Genomic DNA, 16,959 nt, shown 5'->3' on the forward strand with positions numbered 1-16,959 from the left:
TCTTAAATTGATTCACTGTCTTCAAACTGTTTCCTAACTTTAATTCTCAAATCAATAATTTCTATTAACATAACGAATATTAAAATTGGTAAAACTAAATTTAATTGCTCAAATAAAATTGAAAATGTAAATAAAAATGTTATTCCAAAACTCAGTACAATACCTAATATAAGTCTTAAATAATAAATAGAAACTATAGACATTAAGTAAAATATACTAATACATATAGCTAAACTAATTAATGTGATTATTGTTGTCATTGAAAAGCACCTTCTTCACTTATTTATAAATACCTTGATACCTTAAACGTAACCTTTGTCTATATCTGCAATTCCATCTTGCCTAGTATGGTTAAGTTTCATTTTCTTTTTGTATGCATCGATGAGTTGGTCAATAGAGTAAATGTTGTATGCTATATCGAACACCACAACAACAGTGAAATAGTCAGGATAAAATTCGTTATAAACCAAATCAGGTAAACCTAAAATTGCATCTTTAGCAAATTCTTTATTATTAAAATCAAACATTTCTTTAAATAGTTCATCTTTAAAGCTTTCTTTTATTGATTCAACTATTTCTTTAGCATTTGAACTTGTTTGATTCGCAATACTTAATCCAAATGCCAACATATCCGCTAACTCGTCTAGTTGAACATCTAACGGTTTGCCTGGTTTCTTCTTCCAGTTCTTGAACGTTTCTAATGTGTCAAACCATTCAAAAAATTCAACTACATATGCAATCTTGCTATCTTGCAAATTAAGTGTCGGTATTCTACCGTCAAAGTCCTCTTGTATCTGTAATAACTCTTGTAATTGATCTACTGTTAATTGATTAGTCATTATTAACCTCCTGTAAAATAATTTTTAATATCTGACAATCTTTATAATCCAATGTTTCATACTTTCCTAAATCTAATACGTGGCTGAGATTGCTTTGTATTTCATCAAATACTTTTGCTTTTCTTTCAACATTTACTAAATCCTCGTCCAATAACTCAAAATCTTCATAAATATTACCGATGACATCTAAATTCAAATCAAATTCACATAATTTATAACGAATAGTAGAATAATTATCTTTAGTTCCATCTATTGCACAAAAGCCACCATCTTTAAAAATGATTTGAGCGTTATAATCTATACCATCGCTAGAAAAAATACGTACAATATCTCCTTCGTATATCTCAATATCATTCACATCTTTAAGTCCTGTAGACATCATCACAACTCTATTTATAGAACCATCACCATTAATAATGTCTAAATCTTCCATGTGGCTGAATGTAATTTTGAATGAATCATCAAAATCTTCTCTCACACCATAACTCATACCTTTTCCTGGAAAGATTTCTTCTCTTACTGCGTCCCATTCTCTAAATTTCAGTATCATTCCACCATCGCCCCATTTTTATATATACAAACAAATTCCTTCGTCACTTTGTCGTAATGATGAATAGTAATATCTTGAATTAGTTCATCAGTGGTCACACTCAATATTTCTTTAATTGAAATTTCTTTAAAAACACCTTCAGTTGAATGCCATTTTTCGTCAACATCTCTCCCCATGGCAACTACTCCAAAAAGTTGAGTTTCTAGTGTTAAAGGTTCTTCAATTTCTACTTCAAAGAAAGAATCTTTCACTATAAAATCTCCACATGTATCAAAATCTCCGAAATCATTGAAATATACTAATTCATCTCTGTTACTTATAAATCCTTGATTTTTAATATTGTTTTCCCAAGCCCACTCAATTAATTTATGTAAATTCATTTCTACTTTACGTTTAATTTTTGACATTTTATTCCTCCAATTTTTGTTTTATGTTTTGCATTTTGCGTTTTAATTTTTGAATGCTTTAGTTGCAAAATTTAGCAAATCAAAATAATATTTTGATGCTTTTACTTTTTGTGGATATTTCTTTAAGTGCAATTTCTCCTGTTGTCTTTTTTCTTGGAGTTCCTTTTTATAAACTGAGCGCCGTTGCTTTGACAATAGATTTTGCTTTCTAATTGCTATCATTTTGTCAAAATCTTTTCTAGACATACGTTTTGGCTGATTCACTATATAAAATCTTGGCCAACCATTTTTAAATCTATTAACAATTAATGATCTTGTAATACCAAGCTGTTTCATCTTTTTCACTTCGTCGCTATTAAATATAAGTTTATGGTCTCCAATTTTTACTTTGTAAGGTTCTTTGTCCAAATGCTAATCACCCCACTGTTCGTTTAATTCTTTTAAAAATCTAGCCCTATCTTCCTCAAAATTTTCGTCTACTTCGTCTTGATATTTGTCTCGATTTTCAATCCAGTCTGGCGTTTTCTCTTTACTTTGTTGGAATTGTTTAGGTTTGGTGTATTGATCTCTTAATGCTTTTTGTTGAATTTCATAAGCTCTTATTTGATCAATTGAATTCAAGTTTGATTGTAACCAGGAATTTAAAATGCTTTTGGCATAACCCCAATTCACTTTGTTTCTGTCCTTTGCAATTTTAAGTGCAGCTATGACTATTTCGTCTGAATCATGAGAAAAGTTATCAAGATAATAATTTAATTCTTCGACAAGATATTGAGTGATAAAGCCAAATCCATTTTCTTGGAAGAAGTCGAAGGCTTTATACTTCTTCTCCTTCTTCTCATTCTTTACATTCTTATCATTCTTTATATTCTTTACATTCTTAGTCTTGTTCAGTGATTTGTTCAGTGTTCTGTTCAGTCTATTGTCTCTCTTTTGTTCAGTCTGTTGTTCAATGATTTGTTCACTTTGTTGTTCAGTTGGTTGTATAGTTTGTTGTTCATTTAATTGTTCAGTCTGTTGTTCAATCATATGTTTTTTAGTTTCTTCTTTTCCTTGATAAACCTCGTAGTTATGCACTTTAATGGTTGTTCCGTTTTTTGTCTTTTTAGTGTTTATCATGTTGTCTTTTTCTAACGAATTTAAATAGTTTCTCACGGTATTTCTAGACACGTTCCAACGTTCAGATAATTTCAATTCTGATGTATGGAATGAACCTCGTTTCAAAAGGACTAAATTTCCACCAATCATCACTTTTTTATCAGAATGATTTGTTAATAATAAGATGTCTAACCACCATTTAAATCGTTTGGAATCTGCCCATATCCAATGATCGATTATTTTACGATGTATTTTAATCCAACCTGTCATCTAACCACCTCTTTTAAATACGACCAATTAAAAAGGTAAATCATCATCTGTTATATCAAATGAATCACTCATATAAGGATTATCTGGACTGTCTAAACTAGTTTTTTTCTGCTCTTTAGTATAGTTTTTCTCTTCGTCTTTAATTTCATATTTTTCATATACAGCTGTACCATCAAATTTCCAAAATCTCTTTAAATTCGTAACCCATTTGTCAGTATAGTCATTAAATTTACGCTCTAATTCAATGTTTATTGGCTTACCTATTAAATCTCTTTCAGTAAATTTAAATTGCATATTATTACCTTTAAGCCCTAATACACTTAAGAATGTATATAGCCAATCACGTGCATAATTATGTTCCATATCAGCATTGGCGTAATGAACAAATTCTCCTTCTTCTTTATGTATAAATGTAATTGCAAATTGTGGATGTCCATTTTTGGATTGTTTAGCCTCAAAGTTTTTAATTTTCACGCTATAAAGTCCAGGTTTCATATAATTACCTAATTCTTGCGCACCATTAAGATTAATATTAAAATTCATAGTTCTTACCACCCTTTAAATATTTATTAATTTCCATTTCTGATTGCTTCTACAAGGTCATTTACGCTAGGATTAATAAACTTCTTATCTCTAATTTTGACATTGCTAGCATGCCTTATTTTAGTTTCAAATAATGAAGATGGTTCAGCATTTAAAACATATTCAAATCTCTTCCCTTCACTATCACTGTGTTCTTCAATTGTCATTCTTGCTAAAACATCAGACTGGCTTAAAATAGCCTTTCTAATTTGTTCTTGTGCCTCAATAGTGATAGTAGGATTGATTGTGCTACCTTCTTCGTCTTTATCTTTATTTATGCCTTCATGACCACTTATAGCTAAATGAAATTGATATTTCTGTTGAATTGTTGATATATACCTATACATTTTTACTATTCGGGAAGCACACTCTCCCCAATCATTGAATGTAGGATTCCGTCTTTTACCATTCATAATCTCATCAATAGTTATATCTCTTAGCTTTTGAATGGTTTCTATCACAACAACATCAATATTTTTTCCATAATCACGTAATTGTTGAATAATTTCTGGCAGCTTCTTTATAACTAATCCAAAATGTTTATAATTTTTTATTTGAACAACAGCACCATCTTCTGTAACAGTAGTGCCATCTTCATTAATATCTAATACCAAAGCATTATTATCTTTAGTTAAAAATGTGGTTTTACCTGTCCCAAATTTGCCGTATATTGCAAATTTGTAGAACTTATTAGCATTTTGTTTACTTATATCTTTGACACCTAATTTTTCTAAAATACTGGGCTCGTGTGTCATTTAATCACCCACTTTGACTGAGTATGATGTTGGCTTTTGAACAAGGTAAATACCATCCAACATTTCACCATTTGAATCAATTAATCTTCCTGATTCAGTTACATTAAAATCTTTCTTAATATCTGTTTGATTTATTTTTTTAGTCACTTTGATATATTTATCAAATCCGCGTTGTTCTAATTGATCAATAACGTTTTGTTCATTACTTAATTGAAGTACTTTTGAACCTTTGCGCGAAGTTACTTTTCCATATGGTGTATTTAATTTAAATTTATTATCTTGTTGACGCATCTCTTTAAAATATTCTGTAAGTAAATGCTCAAAATAAGTTTTATGATTTTTTAATTGGTCAGTTTGGATACTTTGCCAATCTTTGATTCTGTCAATTTCTTGACTAGCAAGCTGATTAATCTCATTTTCTTTGGCATTGATTGCATCAAGCTTTTTAAATGCCCAATTTGCTTGATCTAAATTAGTAATTTTAAACGATTCTTCTTGGTGCTCTATACTTTCAAATTCTTGTTGTTGTAATTCATTCATTTAATCAAGCTCCTTTCTTAACCAAAATTTGGCCACGCATAACAGCAATAATATAATTTTTCATTCTTTCGTGTGATTCAGGATATATTTCAAAAATTTGTAGTAGTTTGTTATTGGTTTTATATCTATTGTGGTAATGTAAGAAATTAATAATAATTTCTTTACGAGGCGTTCTTTCGATTTCGAGTATACAAGTTTGGTCTGATTTCTTTAATTCTTCAAAGAGTTCTTGATATAGTTCATACATGTCTTGTTTTGAATTATTTGTCATTGTTGTTGTCCTCCATTGTTGGTATAATTCAAGTGTGTTATTTTTTAATTACTGATTGCTAATTGCCGTTAGCAGTCAGTTTTTTTATTTTTAATTTTATTTTCTAGGTATAAATATAGTGCTAATCCAATAAAAAAACTTAATACTATTGAAGTCGTAAAATATATACCTATAAGCATAAATACAAATGATAAAATCAATGTTAAAAAATATGCTGCAAAGAATGGAATTTCACTTCTACTTATAATAATCATCTCCAAAAAATTAAATTCCTAAATTTATGTTGCAAACCACTTATTTTATATTTAAATCAACTGTATAATTTAATTATCGCTACTGCGATGAACGGGGGTGAAAATTGATGGACTTTTTTCAATCAACATTATTTTCAAATATCATTGCTTTAGTGGCTTTGATAATAGCTATTGTTAGTTTCATCTATACATTTATAGTTAATCGTCCACATATTGATTTAAGTGATCATGATGTAGAGGATTTAGAATATCATAGTGACTTAATCAAATTTAGTTTCATCCTTTGTAATACTTCATCAACTACAATTGTTGTTAAAGAAATTAATTTATACAGTAATGAAGGTGCTAAGTTATTACACAATGAAGTTAAACCTCCTGAAAAAGAATGGTTAAAATACCCTAATCCTTTATTCTCGCCATATAATTCTTATCAATTTAGGACGAAGGAAACCTTTATACCAGAAGCCAAAATAGAATTTTCTTATTACTTAACTGATAAACCCAAAGTAATTGAAATTAACACTAATAAACTTATTAATGGATTTAGCCACAAACAAAAGTTTATTTTTTAATGTTTATAAATGTTGTTAAAGTTATGAAAACAATTGTTAAAATGATACAAATATTAGTGAATAATATAATATTCCCTCCTATAAATAATCATGTATTAGATTAAACTAATTAAGATAAATCCATGGAACAACTTTTAACATTTATTGCGTTAATATTTTTTATAATCAATTCAAATATTTTCTCACCCATAGCATTCCTAATCTCTTCCGCCAAGATGACGATTAGGAGTGCTATTTTTAATATTTTAATTCTTTCAATTACGCACCTCTTAAATCACTAAAATTAACTACTCTATTACTCTCAATTTTTAATTTCACTTGTTCCTTCTTTATCTTTTTTACACATTCATTCAATTCATCTTTATCTTTAAATTTTTCTAATAATGATTTGTCATTTAATAATTGTTTGATCATGTACATTACTCCTCTAAATATTTATGAACCTAGTCGATTAATTACAGTTTGATAAGCGTCTAAAACTTGAGGATAAAGATATAAAACACGAGTGCCTAAACGCCTAGTAACTTCTACAATTTCAGGTTCACAGACAATTTTATTTTGTAATGTTGATTGACTTAATCCAGTAATTTTGACTAAGTCTTTTATATCTACAGTTGCAACTTGTCTTTTATATTTGTTTAAAATTTCTTCAACTTTTTCGTTAACTAGTTCATTAATTGTTTGTTCATCAAGTTGAATGTTTAACATAGTTCTCACAACTTTCAATTCAAAATTATTGAACTTTAGTATTAAAAAAATAAGATGCTATATCTGATTTCTTAATACCCAAAAGCTTAACGGCCTTGATTATTTCTCTATCCTTCCATCCAACTTTATTATTTAATTTTAAAGATAGACTTCTTTCAGAAAGCTTCATTGCTAATGCAAAATTACATCTACTACCATATTTCTCTACTATTTTTCCATTTAAAACTGAATAATCAAAATACATAAAGAGCTCCTCCTTTCTAGTTCAATTTTTTTGAACTTTGTAAATATAATTTATCACACTACAAAATAAAGAGCAATACTTTTGTTGTTTATTTTTGAATTTTTAAATTGAACTTTTATTCAAGTTTGTCTATAATTAGTTTATAAATTGAATAGGAGGAAATCATAAAATGAGAGAATCATTTAGTTCTAGATTAAAAAAAGCAATGTCTGAGAAAAAAATGAAGCAAATAGATATAATAAATAAATCTAAGTTACTAAGTGATAACGGTGCTAAAATTACAAAAACCGATTTAAGCCAATACGTAAATGGCAAAACTACACCAGGACAAAAGAAGTTATATATTTTGTCCAAAACTTTAGATGTAAGCGAAGCTTGGTTACTTGGCTATGATGTTTCATCTGAGCGTCCTAGTGATGAAGAAAGACGACAGTTAAGCCATAATAAACAAATTATAGCGGCACACATTAGTGATGATGTTACAGATGAAGAAATGAAACATATAATAAAATATATAAAATTTATTAAAGAAAGCAAAGGCGATATATAAAGAGAATGCTAATTATACTAATAATCATATTAGAATAAGTGTGTTCTCTTTTTTTATATATAAATTTTGCATTTAGTTAACTTCTGAAGAGATTGGTGATGATAAACATAAAAATTTAAATTTCAATTTTATAAATATAAATGAAAAGGAAGTGATCTACTATGCAGACTTGCAAGGAGATGATAAATAAAATTGAAGTAAAGTATATTGATTGCCCTCAAAAATTAGAAAGCTGTGTAATTGGTAATACACTATATATAAATAAATCTATAATACCAGATTTAACTATTAATGAACCAATAACGTCATATGGCAAAAGGAAGTCATACAAAACTAGTTATTTATCAAGTAATGGTATTTTAGAATTAATCCCTCTCAACCTACTTATTGATGCAATTGAAAGTCCTCATTTAAATTCATTTTCAAATCTAGCAATCCACTTTGATACTACTTCAATTTTTATTAAACAAAATATCACATTTTATAAAATCAAATATCCAAATTTAAAACATTTCGACAAAATTACAGATTAACTCATTACAACTTAAGAAATAAACAGCTAGGAGATGGTTAAATGGCATATTTTGAAAAAAGAGGAAATAAATGGAGATATAAAGTACATTATCTAGATGAACTCGGAAATAAAAAATATATTAGCCGTTCAGGTTTTAAAACTAAAGCAGAAGCCAAAAAAAACGCATTAGAAACTGAATTAAATTTAAAAAAAGGCTTTAAAGAAGAAAAACATTATTCTCTTAATGAATGGCTTAATTACTACCTTGAAACTTGGCGTAAAAATAAAATAAGCGACAATTCATATGAAATTGAACAATTTTCTAAAAAGAGAATTTTAAGTTTCTATAACGATGTTGATATTAAAGCTATAACACCATCCATGCACCAAAAATTTATAAATCATCTTATAGATAATGGCTATAGTAAATCAACTCTATCAAAAACACATAATTTGCTTAAACGTGCATTAGAACGTGCGAAATATGATAGGTTAATCTATTTTAATCCATGTGATGGAATTACACTCCAACATAAAAATTTGAAAGAACAAGAAAAAGCTAAATACTTACCTAAAGAAAAAATACGGCCATTTTTAGAGACTGTAAGAAAAAGAGATATGTATCAGTACTTTTTATTTAGAACACTTATAGAAACTGGTATGAGAATTGGAGAAGCTAGTGCTTTAAACTGGAATGACTATGATAGAAAGAGTAAAACAATAAAAATAAATAAAAGCTATAACCAAAAGAAAAATACATTTGGTCCAACTAAAAATAAAGAGAATCGAACTATATTTATTAGCGATGAGTTGGCAAATGAACTATTCAAATTAAAATTGTTACAAAATGGTAATAAAATTGCGAATAGTGAGTTATATAATACAAATTATGATTTTATCTTTTGTAATGAATTTGGAGACCCGCTTCCACGATCTACTACACATAACACTATGATTTATGTTACACGTAAATTATTAGGTGAAGGTAATGAGTTAAGTATACATAAATTAAGACATACTCATGCAACTTTGTTGTTAGAAAGCAATGTACCTATGAAAGTGATACAAGAACGATTGGGTCATAAAAGTGAAACAATCACTAGTGATGTTTATAGCCATGTAACAGACAAAATGAATGAAAACGCTAAAGATAATTTTGAAAAGTACATAAAAGATGTTTTTTAAACTTAGTTGCCCAAAAGTTGCCCAGTTATCAATTTTATCGTTAAATTTCTTATATTAGTTGCCCATTTTAAACAAAAAAGAGCTAAAGCAAAAATGCTCTAGCCCTTGATATAACAATATTCCCCAATATTGTTTAGCGCTTTAGTATTGTTTCATGTACTGATCTCTTTCCCATTCAGATACTTGAGTTCTATAGTAATCCCATTCAATTGATTTTGAATTAAGGAATTGGTTATAGATATGATTACCTAAAGCTTTTTTGATTGTTGGATTTTCACGCATAGCTTTTAACGCAGTGTATAGTGTTGAAGGTAAGTCTTCAATACCTACAGCTTCACGTTCTTCGCGATTCATTTCGTAAATATTTTGGTTTACTGGTTTAGGAACTTCTAATTTGTTTTTAATACCGTCTAGTCCAGCTTCTAAGATTGCTGCTAATGCCATGTATGGGTTAGCTGCTGGGTCTACTGAACGTACTTCAACACGAGTAGATAAACCTCTTGAAGATGGTACACGTACTAATGGTGAACGGTTTTTACCACTCCATGCAATGTAACATGGTGCTTCGTAACCTGGAACTAAACGTTTGTATGAGTTTACTAATGGGTTACAAACTGCAGTGAATCCACGTGCATTTTTAAGAATACCAGCTGTAAATTGGTAAGCTGTATCTGTTAATTCCATTTCGCCATTTGGATCATAGAATGCATTTTCTTTACCTTTGAATAATGATACGTTAAAGTGCATTCCGCTTCCGTTTACACCGAATAATGGTTTTGGCATAAATGTCGCATGTAAGTTATGTTTACGAGCGATTGTTTTAACAACTAATTTAAATGTTTGGATATTATCACATGCTGTTATCGCATCTGCATATTTAAAGTCAATTTCATGTTGTCCAGGTGCAACCTCATGGTGACTTGCTTCGATATCAAAGCCCATGTCCTCTAATTCAAGAACGATATCACGACGACAGTTTTCACCTAAGTCTGTTGGTGCTAAGTCGAAGTAACCACCATCATCATTTAATTCTAATGTTGGTTCGCCTTTTTCATCTAATTTGAATAAGAAGAATTCTGGTTCAGGTCCTAAGTTGAAATCTGTGTAACCTAAATCTTCCATTTCTCTCAATACACGTTTTAAGTTATTACGTGGGTCACCTTCAAATGGTGTACCATCTGTTTTGTATACGTCACAGATTAAACGTGCAACTTTACCTTGACCAGCTGTCCATGGGAAGATTACCCATGTATCTAAGTCAGGTTGTAAGTACATGTCAGATTCTTCGATACGTACGAAACCTTCGATAGATGATCCATCGAACATCATTTCGTTATCTAATACTTTCTCTAATTGGCTTACTGGTACTTCAACATTTTTAATTGTTCCTAATATATCTGTGAATTGTAATCTTAAATATCTTACGTTCTCTTCTTCAGCAAACTTACGAATATCATCTTTTGTAAAACTACGTTTAGGCATACTTAAAATCCTCCAAATTTTATTTTATAAATCGGGATAAATCTCCTCGATTTATTGGCAAAGTTTCGCCATGTGGTTTTTGAGTTGCATCTACAATCATTCTTTTTCTAGTTTCTTGTTCGTCTGATGTTAAGTGATTTTGTTGATTATGAATAATTTGTTTAATACCTTTAATATTAAATCCTTTTTCAATTAAAGATTTAATTTCTAATAATCTTTCCAAATCATTCAGCGAAAATAATCTCTTATTTCCTTCAGTTCTTGCCGGCATAACTAGTTCATGTGTTTCATAGTAACGAATTTGTCTAGGACTTAATTCTGTTAATTGACTAACAACACTCATGGAGAATACGGCCATATTTCGTCTGATAGAATCATTAGACATCTATAACCTCTCCTCCACTTTTGAACTTGTACTTAATTTAGCATAGTTTAGCTCATATTACAAAAATATGTTAGGTTTTCTGACATATGCTCTCAAAATACTGATTTTATTGCATTTTCCACCCCTAAAAGTATCTCTTTTTAACCAAATACCCTATATTTCGAAAAATAAATTTAAAATTTTCTGATAAAATAAGAAAAATCTCGAAGTTTTAAATTACTCCGAGATTATCTCAATGTTACACAAGCCCTTGTTCTTTTAATTGTTTGACTGCTCGTGTGACTGCTAGTTTAACATGTTCATATGTTAATCCACCTTGAACATAAGCTTCATATGGTTCTCGTATAGGACCATCAGCAGATAATTCAATTGAAGATCCTTGTACAAACGTACCTGCTGCCATTATCACGTCATCTTCGTATCCTGGCATATAGCTTGGCTCAGGACTAAAGTGTGCATTAATTGGTGACGCATGTTGTATACTCTGACAAAATGATATCATCTGTTCTTTTGTATCAAATGTCACTGTTTGTATTAAATCAGTACGTTTAACATTATATTTTGGTGATGTTGTCATATTTAATTTTTCTAATAATAGACTAGTAAATAAAGCACCTTTTAAACTTTGACTTACAACGTGTGGTGCTAGGAAGAAACCTTGATACATTTCTTGTAATGAATTTAAAGAGGCACCTGCTTCTTTACCAATACCTGGAGCAGTAAGTCTATAACCGCAACGTGCTATTAAATCTTTTTTCCCTGCGATATAGCCTCCAATTTTAGCTAGCCCACCACCAGGATTTTTAATTAATGAACCAGCTATTAAATCAGCGCCTACTTCGATAGGTTCTTGTTCTTCAACAAATTCACCATAACAATTATCTACAAAAATAATGACATCAGGATATTGTTCTTTTATTGCTTCTATTGCTTCTTTTATTTCATCAACTGGAATAGATGGTCGTTGATCATAACCTTTAGAACGTTGTATTGCCACAACTTTAGTTTGTTTATTAATAGATTTCAGAACCTCTGGTATATCAATTTTACCTTCATTTAATGCAACTTCATTATATGTAACACCATGTTCTTTTAAACTTTCAATCCCGTTTCCGTTCACGCCTATAACTTCTAGTAACGTATCATAAGGACTTCCAGTGATATATAATAATTCATCACCATATTTTAAATTACTTTGTAATGCTAATGTGATTGCATGAGTACCAGAAATAATTTGTGGACGTACGATAGCATCTTCGGCTTTAAATGTTTTAGCATATATTTCTTCTAAATGATCCCTACCAAAATCATCGTACCCATAACCAGTCGTACCTAATAAGTCACTTTCTGTCGCTTTCACCGCATGAAACGCGTCTAAAACTTTTTCCTGATTAATTAAAGCAACACGTTCAATTTCTTTAAAATATGGAGATAATGTATTTTCAACGTCTTCAATAAGACTTGTCATATCTGTCATCTTACTAACTTCCTTTATATTTTTTTATATCCTTTAATTTCATATGTCGCATCATTTTCATTAAATTCTAATTCACTTACTAATGTATGTTGTTTTAAGAAATATAATCGATCAGCATCAGAACTTGGTACAGTTTCTTCATAGTAAGTTAAATTATCTTTAATTTGATTAATTAATAAGTCTTTAACTTTATCTTTGTCACTATCGTAGCGACTTGATACAAATACATATGGATTGTTTGAAACTGGTAAATCCATTTGGCTATCACACTGGTCTTTTTTATTAAAAATAACGGCTTGTGGAATTTGATCCATGTCTAATTGTTTAATCAATTGATTAACCGTATCATACTGTGAACGATACTCTGAATGACTTGCGTCTACCACATGTAATAATAAATCTGCACCTTTTGCTTCTTCTAACGTTGATTTAAAAGCAGCAACTAATGTGGTAGGTAACTTTTGTATAAATCCAACTGTATCAGAAATAATTAAGTTAAAGCCTTCATTGATCTGAATTTGTCTTGTTTTAGGATCTAATGTGGCGAACAACTGGTTCTTTTCATAAGTTGTTTCATTAGCAAGTACATTAAACCATGATGATTTACCAGCATTGGTATAACCCACTAAAGCAATTTGAAATACTTGATTCTGTTCACGTTTACTACGATAACGATCTCTATGTTCTACTACCGTTTGTAATTGATGTTTAATTTCGTTCATTCTAGTACGAATATGTCGACGGTCCATTTCAAGTTTCGTTTCACCAGGACCTCTAGTTCCAATTCCACCACCAAGACGTGATAAGCTACGTCCATGTCCTTGTAATCTAGGTAATAAATAATCAAGTTGTGCAAGTTCAACTTGTAATTTACCTTCTCTACTTTTAGCTCTTAGTGCAAATATTTCAAGTATTAACTGTGTTCTATCGATAATCTTAATGCCCAAATTACCATTTAATGTTTTAGATTGAGCTGTCGTTAATTCATCATTCGTTACTACGACATCAATATCATGAAATTCTATAAAAGCTTGTATTTCTTCAATTTTCCCTTTTCCAACATAGTATTTATGGTCTACTTGTTCTCTATTTTGAGTAATTTGACCTTTTACATTTAATTGGCAAGTTTCTGATAAAGCTTCTAATTCTTCCATTGTTGATTCAAAATTAAATTGATTATCATTTTGAGCATGTACACCGATTAGTACAGCCGTTTCCAATTTTTTCTTTGTATCATGTGTTGATAGCTGTGCCATGATATACATCTCCTTTATATTTTCTTCTTAAGTATTTTATCATAGTGCCAATATAAAGACTATTCGTCCATATTATGTTAAATTGTAAGTAATTCGAAAGGGTGGTATTATGGAAAATATTTATGATTTCGTAGTAGAAAAAAATACTGGAGAAACATACAAGTTAGAAGATTATAAAGATTATGTTATGTTAATCGTTAATACTGCAAGTGAGTGTGGTTTCACACCTCAATTTGAAGGATTACAACATCTTTATGAAAAATATAAAGATCAAAAATTTATTATTTTAGGATTCCCATGTAATCAATTTGGTGGGCAAGAACCTGGTTCAGGTGAAGAAGCTGCACAAAATTGTAAATTGAATTATGGCGTTACTTTCCCTATTCATCAAAAAATCGATGTTAAAGGTGATAATCAACATCCATTATTCCGTTTCTTAACAGATGCTCAACACGGTATGTTTAATGAAAAAATTAAATGGAATTTCACAAAATTCTTAATTGATCGTAACGGTAATGTGGTTAAACGTTTCTCTCCACAGAAAAAGCCAGCACAATTAGAAAATGAAATTGAAAAATTACTTTAATCAGATTACTAAAATAAAATTATAAATTTAAAAGCTTCAATTAAAGTTGGGTTCGTGAGCTGAATGTTAGCTCTGCCAGCTTTAACTGAAGCTTTTTTACATGAATTAATACAAATACGATAAAGCACGAATGAGAATGATATTAGAGAAATAATCCATTATATTTCTGTTACCATTCCCACTATTATGTAACTATTGCTACGTTCATTGAAAGTTGTGCTTTAATGCACTTCAATTATTACTTATTCTTCTGATGTTGATTCATTTTCGTCATCAATCATGAAAGTGCTGATCGCATGTTTGTAAATCAGATGTTGTTTTCCTTGAGAAACCAGACGAATTACCTGATCATCGAAATCTTCAATAGTTCCTTTCATTTGGAACCCATTTAGAAAGAATACAGTAACTTCTGTTTTTTCTGATTTAAAGTTCTCTAGTGCTTGATCTTGGATGTTTTCGTTTGCAATCATGTTCAGTACTCCTTTTATTTATTTGGGGTGTAATCTCATCTAACATCATTTGAAGCGACATTTTCTCTCTATCTAACCAGTGAACGTTCATTTTATTTTTAAACCAAGTCAATTGACGTTTCGCATATTTTCGCGAATTTTGTTTTAACTTTTCAATGGCTGTTTCTTTATCCATGTTCCCTTTAATAACAGGTATAAGTTCTTTGTATCCAATTGCTTGCATACTTTGACTTGACTCATAACCTTGTTCAACTAAGTATTGCACTTCTTTAAATAATCCGTGGCTCAACATAATATCAACACGTTTATTTATTTTTTTATATAATGTTTCACGCGACATTTCAATCCCTAATAATAATGTATCATAATTTTCGGTGAATTGTTGAACTTTCTTGCGATAACTTAAAAGTTTTTTTGTTTTTAAATAATATTCTATCGCTCTCAATACTCTTTTTCTGTTATTTGGATGTATATTCGAAGAAGATTCAGGGTCAAATGTATTTAGATAGTCATGTAATTCAATATTATTTAATTGTTCCAATTCTTTTAATTTAGTATTAACTTCATTCATTTTTTCATCTGATACTGTTTCGTCTTCAAATTGATAGTTATAAAGTAAAGACTGAATATATAATCCTGTACCACCTGCAACGATTGGTGTTTTACCTCTATTAGTTATATCTTTGATACATGCTTCTGCTCTTTCTTTAAATGCATAAGCAGAGAATGATTCATCTGGATTTAATATATCTATTAAGTGATGTGGAATACCATCCATTTCTTCTTTAGTTACTTTAGCAGTACCGATATCCATTTGTTTGTATACTTGCATTGAATCTCCGCTAATAATTTCGCCATTACATCGTTTGGCTAATTCTATACTTAATTCTGTTTTACCGGATGCTGTTGGTCCAACAATGACGATTAGAAATGGTTTATCTGTACTATTCATGCTATTCACTCACTTTATTTTTCTTTAAAATTTGTTTTTTAATCCATTCAAACATATGTTGCCAAGTTGACAAATAATCGTCTTCAAATAAAATTTCATGACGTTTATTTTTATATAATTGTACGGTGATATGTTTAATACCCGCTTTTTTATAAATTTTACCTAATTTTTTAATTCCCTTCCCGTATTCACCAAAGGGGTCATCTTTTCCTGATATTAAAAGAATAGGCAGATTGTGATTCATTTGTTTTAACGATTTTACATTTGCAGTATCCATCATGTATTTAACGGTTTGATAAATAAGTTGATTAGATACTCTGAAGCCACAATATTCATCATCAATAAATTTATTAACTTCTTCTCTTTTTGTAGAAAGCCAATCACTTTCTGTCTCAGGTTGGTCAATTTTTTTGGTGAATGATTTATTCATTAATCGATTAACCCATCTAATACGACGACGTTTTCCAGCAACAATTGTAAGTAATTTTAACAATATCATTGTTGGAATGCCTTTCCATTTTGGGAACATACCTGTACCAGTTAATATAAGACCATCTGCAAATTGAGGGTATTGTTTTACAAATAGTCTTGCAATGATTGAGCCCATTGAATGACCTAAAATAATGTATGGTAATTCAAAATGACTATCATATAACGTTTCAACTATTTCGTATGCATCGGCAGCGACTTGAGACATATCATCAAAATGACCTCTTTCTTTTTCGTCAATATTTTTACCATGTCCTCTGTGATTATGTCTGATAACATCATAGCCTTGTAAATTTAAAGCTTTGACTAATTCATCATAACGATCCATATGTTCAGCCATACCATGAAAAAGATGAACAATGCCTATAGTTTCATTAATTGCTTTGTCTATTTTCACTTCAATCATTGTTCCATCTTCCACTGTGATATTGAATTGACTTTGACTCACATATATACCCCCAAAATTTCTAAAGTTCATTTATATTATTTACGTTAAACAACCATATTATATTCAATATACCTT

The 16,959-nt window shown here is 29.7% G+C and carries 25 protein-coding genes; 5 read left to right on the top strand and 20 right to left on the bottom strand.

The genetic code is table 11. The features are described from left to right. Positions 1–2: 2 nt before the first annotated feature. From NSQ15_RS07245 to NSQ15_RS07290, 10 genes are read right to left on the bottom strand one after another with little or no spacing between them, the layout of a single operon-like run. A complete protein-coding gene (locus tag NSQ15_RS07245) occupies positions 3–260 on the bottom strand; it encodes a hypothetical protein (protein ID WP_070451272.1) in 258 nt (85 codons plus the stop codon). A 42-nt stretch (positions 261–302) separates the two neighbouring features. Continuing rightward, on the bottom strand, positions 303–839 hold the full coding sequence (locus tag NSQ15_RS07250; protein ID WP_070451275.1) for a dUTPase: 537 nt from the start codon (positions 837–839) through the stop codon (positions 303–305). Continuing rightward, the gene (locus tag NSQ15_RS07255; RefSeq protein WP_070451277.1) at positions 832–1,389 is read right to left on the bottom strand and encodes a YopX family protein; all 558 of its coding nucleotides are present in this window, start codon (positions 1,387–1,389) and stop codon (positions 832–834) included. The genes NSQ15_RS07250 and NSQ15_RS07255 overlap by 8 nt, the downstream gene beginning before the upstream one ends. Further along, on the bottom strand, positions 1,386–1,796 hold the full coding sequence (locus tag NSQ15_RS07260) for a hypothetical protein (protein ID WP_340747059.1): 411 nt from the start codon (positions 1,794–1,796) through the stop codon (positions 1,386–1,388). Before NSQ15_RS07260 ends, NSQ15_RS07255 begins: the two co-directional genes overlap by 4 nt. Before the next feature lie 42 nt (positions 1,797–1,838). Then, positions 1,839–2,204 (bottom strand): SA1788 family PVL leukocidin-associated protein, encoded by a 366-nt coding sequence (locus NSQ15_RS07265; RefSeq protein WP_070451281.1) that lies wholly within the window; start codon positions 2,202–2,204, stop codon positions 1,839–1,841. 3 nt (positions 2,205–2,207) lie between these two features. Beyond that, positions 2,208–3,164: a DnaD domain protein gene (locus NSQ15_RS07270; RefSeq protein ID WP_070451283.1), complete on the bottom strand. Its 957-nt coding sequence runs from the start codon at positions 3,162–3,164 to the stop codon at positions 2,208–2,210. 27 nt (positions 3,165–3,191) lie between these two features. Further along, positions 3,192–3,707 carry a DUF669 domain-containing protein gene (locus tag NSQ15_RS07275; RefSeq protein ID WP_340747060.1) on the bottom strand — a complete coding sequence of 172 codons (516 nt, stop codon included), beginning with the start codon at positions 3,705–3,707 and terminating at the stop codon, positions 3,192–3,194. A 26-nt stretch (positions 3,708–3,733) separates the two neighbouring features. Next, complete coding sequence (locus tag NSQ15_RS07280) at positions 3,734–4,501, bottom strand: ATP-binding protein (RefSeq protein ID WP_217193873.1); 768 nt, start codon at positions 4,499–4,501, stop codon at positions 3,734–3,736. Beyond that, positions 4,502–5,041 (bottom strand): host-nuclease inhibitor Gam family protein, encoded by a 540-nt coding sequence (locus tag NSQ15_RS07285; protein ID WP_217193872.1) that lies wholly within the window; start codon positions 5,039–5,041, stop codon positions 4,502–4,504. Positions 5,042–5,045: 4 nt separating this feature from the next. Next, positions 5,046–5,312 carry a hypothetical protein gene (locus tag NSQ15_RS07290; RefSeq protein ID WP_124760171.1) on the bottom strand — a complete coding sequence of 89 codons (267 nt, stop codon included), beginning with the start codon at positions 5,310–5,312 and terminating at the stop codon, positions 5,046–5,048. Positions 5,313–5,673: 361 nt separating this feature from the next. Here NSQ15_RS07290 and NSQ15_RS07295 point away from each other — a divergent pair, with 361 nt between their 5' ends. After that, on the top strand, positions 5,674–6,138 hold the full coding sequence (locus NSQ15_RS07295; protein ID WP_070451292.1) for a hypothetical protein: 465 nt from the start codon (positions 5,674–5,676) through the stop codon (positions 6,136–6,138). A 258-nt stretch (positions 6,139–6,396) separates the two neighbouring features. On the opposite strand, the gene NSQ15_RS07300 is transcribed toward NSQ15_RS07295, so the two are convergent. From NSQ15_RS07300 to NSQ15_RS07310, 3 genes are read right to left on the bottom strand one after another with little or no spacing between them, the layout of a single operon-like run. Further along, complete coding sequence (locus NSQ15_RS07300; protein ID WP_176745264.1) at positions 6,397–6,552, bottom strand: hypothetical protein; 156 nt, start codon at positions 6,550–6,552, stop codon at positions 6,397–6,399. 21 nt (positions 6,553–6,573) lie between these two features. Beyond that, complete coding sequence (locus NSQ15_RS07305; RefSeq protein WP_070451294.1) at positions 6,574–6,846, bottom strand: hypothetical protein; 273 nt, start codon at positions 6,844–6,846, stop codon at positions 6,574–6,576. Positions 6,847–6,871: 25 nt separating this feature from the next. Further along, on the bottom strand, positions 6,872–7,090 hold the full coding sequence (locus NSQ15_RS07310) for a DUF739 family protein (RefSeq protein WP_070451296.1): 219 nt from the start codon (positions 7,088–7,090) through the stop codon (positions 6,872–6,874). 169 nt (positions 7,091–7,259) lie between these two features. On the opposite strand from NSQ15_RS07310, the gene NSQ15_RS07315 reads away from it, so the two are divergent. The 3 genes from NSQ15_RS07315 (at position 7,260) to NSQ15_RS07325 (ending at position 9,339) form a co-directional block, all read left to right on the top strand. Further along, positions 7,260–7,640, top strand: a complete 381-nt coding sequence (locus tag NSQ15_RS07315) for a helix-turn-helix domain-containing protein (protein WP_070451298.1) — start codon at positions 7,260–7,262, stop codon at positions 7,638–7,640. 161 nt (positions 7,641–7,801) lie between these two features. After that, on the top strand, positions 7,802–8,173 hold the full coding sequence (locus NSQ15_RS07320) for a hypothetical protein (RefSeq protein ID WP_070451300.1): 372 nt from the start codon (positions 7,802–7,804) through the stop codon (positions 8,171–8,173). A 41-nt stretch (positions 8,174–8,214) separates the two neighbouring features. Next, positions 8,215–9,339: a tyrosine-type recombinase/integrase gene (locus tag NSQ15_RS07325; protein WP_340747061.1), complete on the top strand. Its 1,125-nt coding sequence runs from the start codon at positions 8,215–8,217 to the stop codon at positions 9,337–9,339. A gap of 141 nt (positions 9,340–9,480) precedes the next feature. Here the strand turns inward: NSQ15_RS07325 and glnA are convergent, their stop codons facing one another. The 4 genes from glnA to hflX all read right to left on the bottom strand — a co-directional run bounded on the left by glnA (position 9,481) and on the right by hflX (position 13,939). After that, positions 9,481–10,821 carry a type I glutamate--ammonia ligase gene (gene glnA, locus NSQ15_RS07330; protein WP_029055421.1) on the bottom strand — a complete coding sequence of 447 codons (1,341 nt, stop codon included), beginning with the start codon at positions 10,819–10,821 and terminating at the stop codon, positions 9,481–9,483. A gap of 19 nt (positions 10,822–10,840) precedes the next feature. Beyond that, positions 10,841–11,206: a MerR family transcriptional regulator gene (locus NSQ15_RS07335; RefSeq protein WP_017638328.1), complete on the bottom strand. Its 366-nt coding sequence runs from the start codon at positions 11,204–11,206 to the stop codon at positions 10,841–10,843. A 238-nt stretch (positions 11,207–11,444) separates the two neighbouring features. Next, on the bottom strand, positions 11,445–12,683 hold the full coding sequence (locus NSQ15_RS07340) for a methionine gamma-lyase family protein (protein ID WP_070451303.1): 1,239 nt from the start codon (positions 12,681–12,683) through the stop codon (positions 11,445–11,447). A gap of 14 nt (positions 12,684–12,697) precedes the next feature. Next, entirely contained in the window at positions 12,698–13,939 is a 1,242-nt protein-coding gene (gene hflX / locus NSQ15_RS07345) for a GTPase HflX (protein ID WP_029055423.1), read from the bottom strand. Positions 13,940–14,048: 109 nt separating this feature from the next. On the opposite strand from hflX, the gene NSQ15_RS07350 reads away from it, so the two are divergent. Beyond that, positions 14,049–14,525 (top strand): glutathione peroxidase, encoded by a 477-nt coding sequence (locus NSQ15_RS07350; RefSeq protein ID WP_029055424.1) that lies wholly within the window; start codon positions 14,049–14,051, stop codon positions 14,523–14,525. Between the two features lie 242 nt (positions 14,526–14,767). Here the strand turns inward: NSQ15_RS07350 and hfq are convergent, their stop codons facing one another. Genes hfq through NSQ15_RS07365 form a run of 3 tightly spaced genes read right to left on the bottom strand, consistent with a single transcriptional unit; the run spans position 14,768 to position 16,884 of the window. Continuing rightward, positions 14,768–14,995 (bottom strand): RNA chaperone Hfq, encoded by a 228-nt coding sequence (gene hfq / locus NSQ15_RS07355; RefSeq protein WP_017638332.1) that lies wholly within the window; start codon positions 14,993–14,995, stop codon positions 14,768–14,770. After that, a complete protein-coding gene (gene miaA, locus NSQ15_RS07360) occupies positions 14,949–15,947 on the bottom strand; it encodes a tRNA (adenosine(37)-N6)-dimethylallyltransferase MiaA (protein WP_124760174.1) in 999 nt (332 codons plus the stop codon). The genes hfq and miaA overlap by 47 nt, the downstream gene beginning before the upstream one ends. Position 15,948: 1 nt before the next feature. Next, positions 15,949–16,884, bottom strand: a complete 936-nt coding sequence (locus tag NSQ15_RS07365; protein WP_340747062.1) for an alpha/beta hydrolase — start codon at positions 16,882–16,884, stop codon at positions 15,949–15,951. Positions 16,885–16,959: the final 75 nt, after the last annotated feature.

This window comes from Staphylococcus sp. FSL W8-0774 (assembly GCF_038006785.1).
GTDB lineage: Bacteria > Bacillota > Bacilli > Staphylococcales > Staphylococcaceae > Staphylococcus > Staphylococcus pasteuri.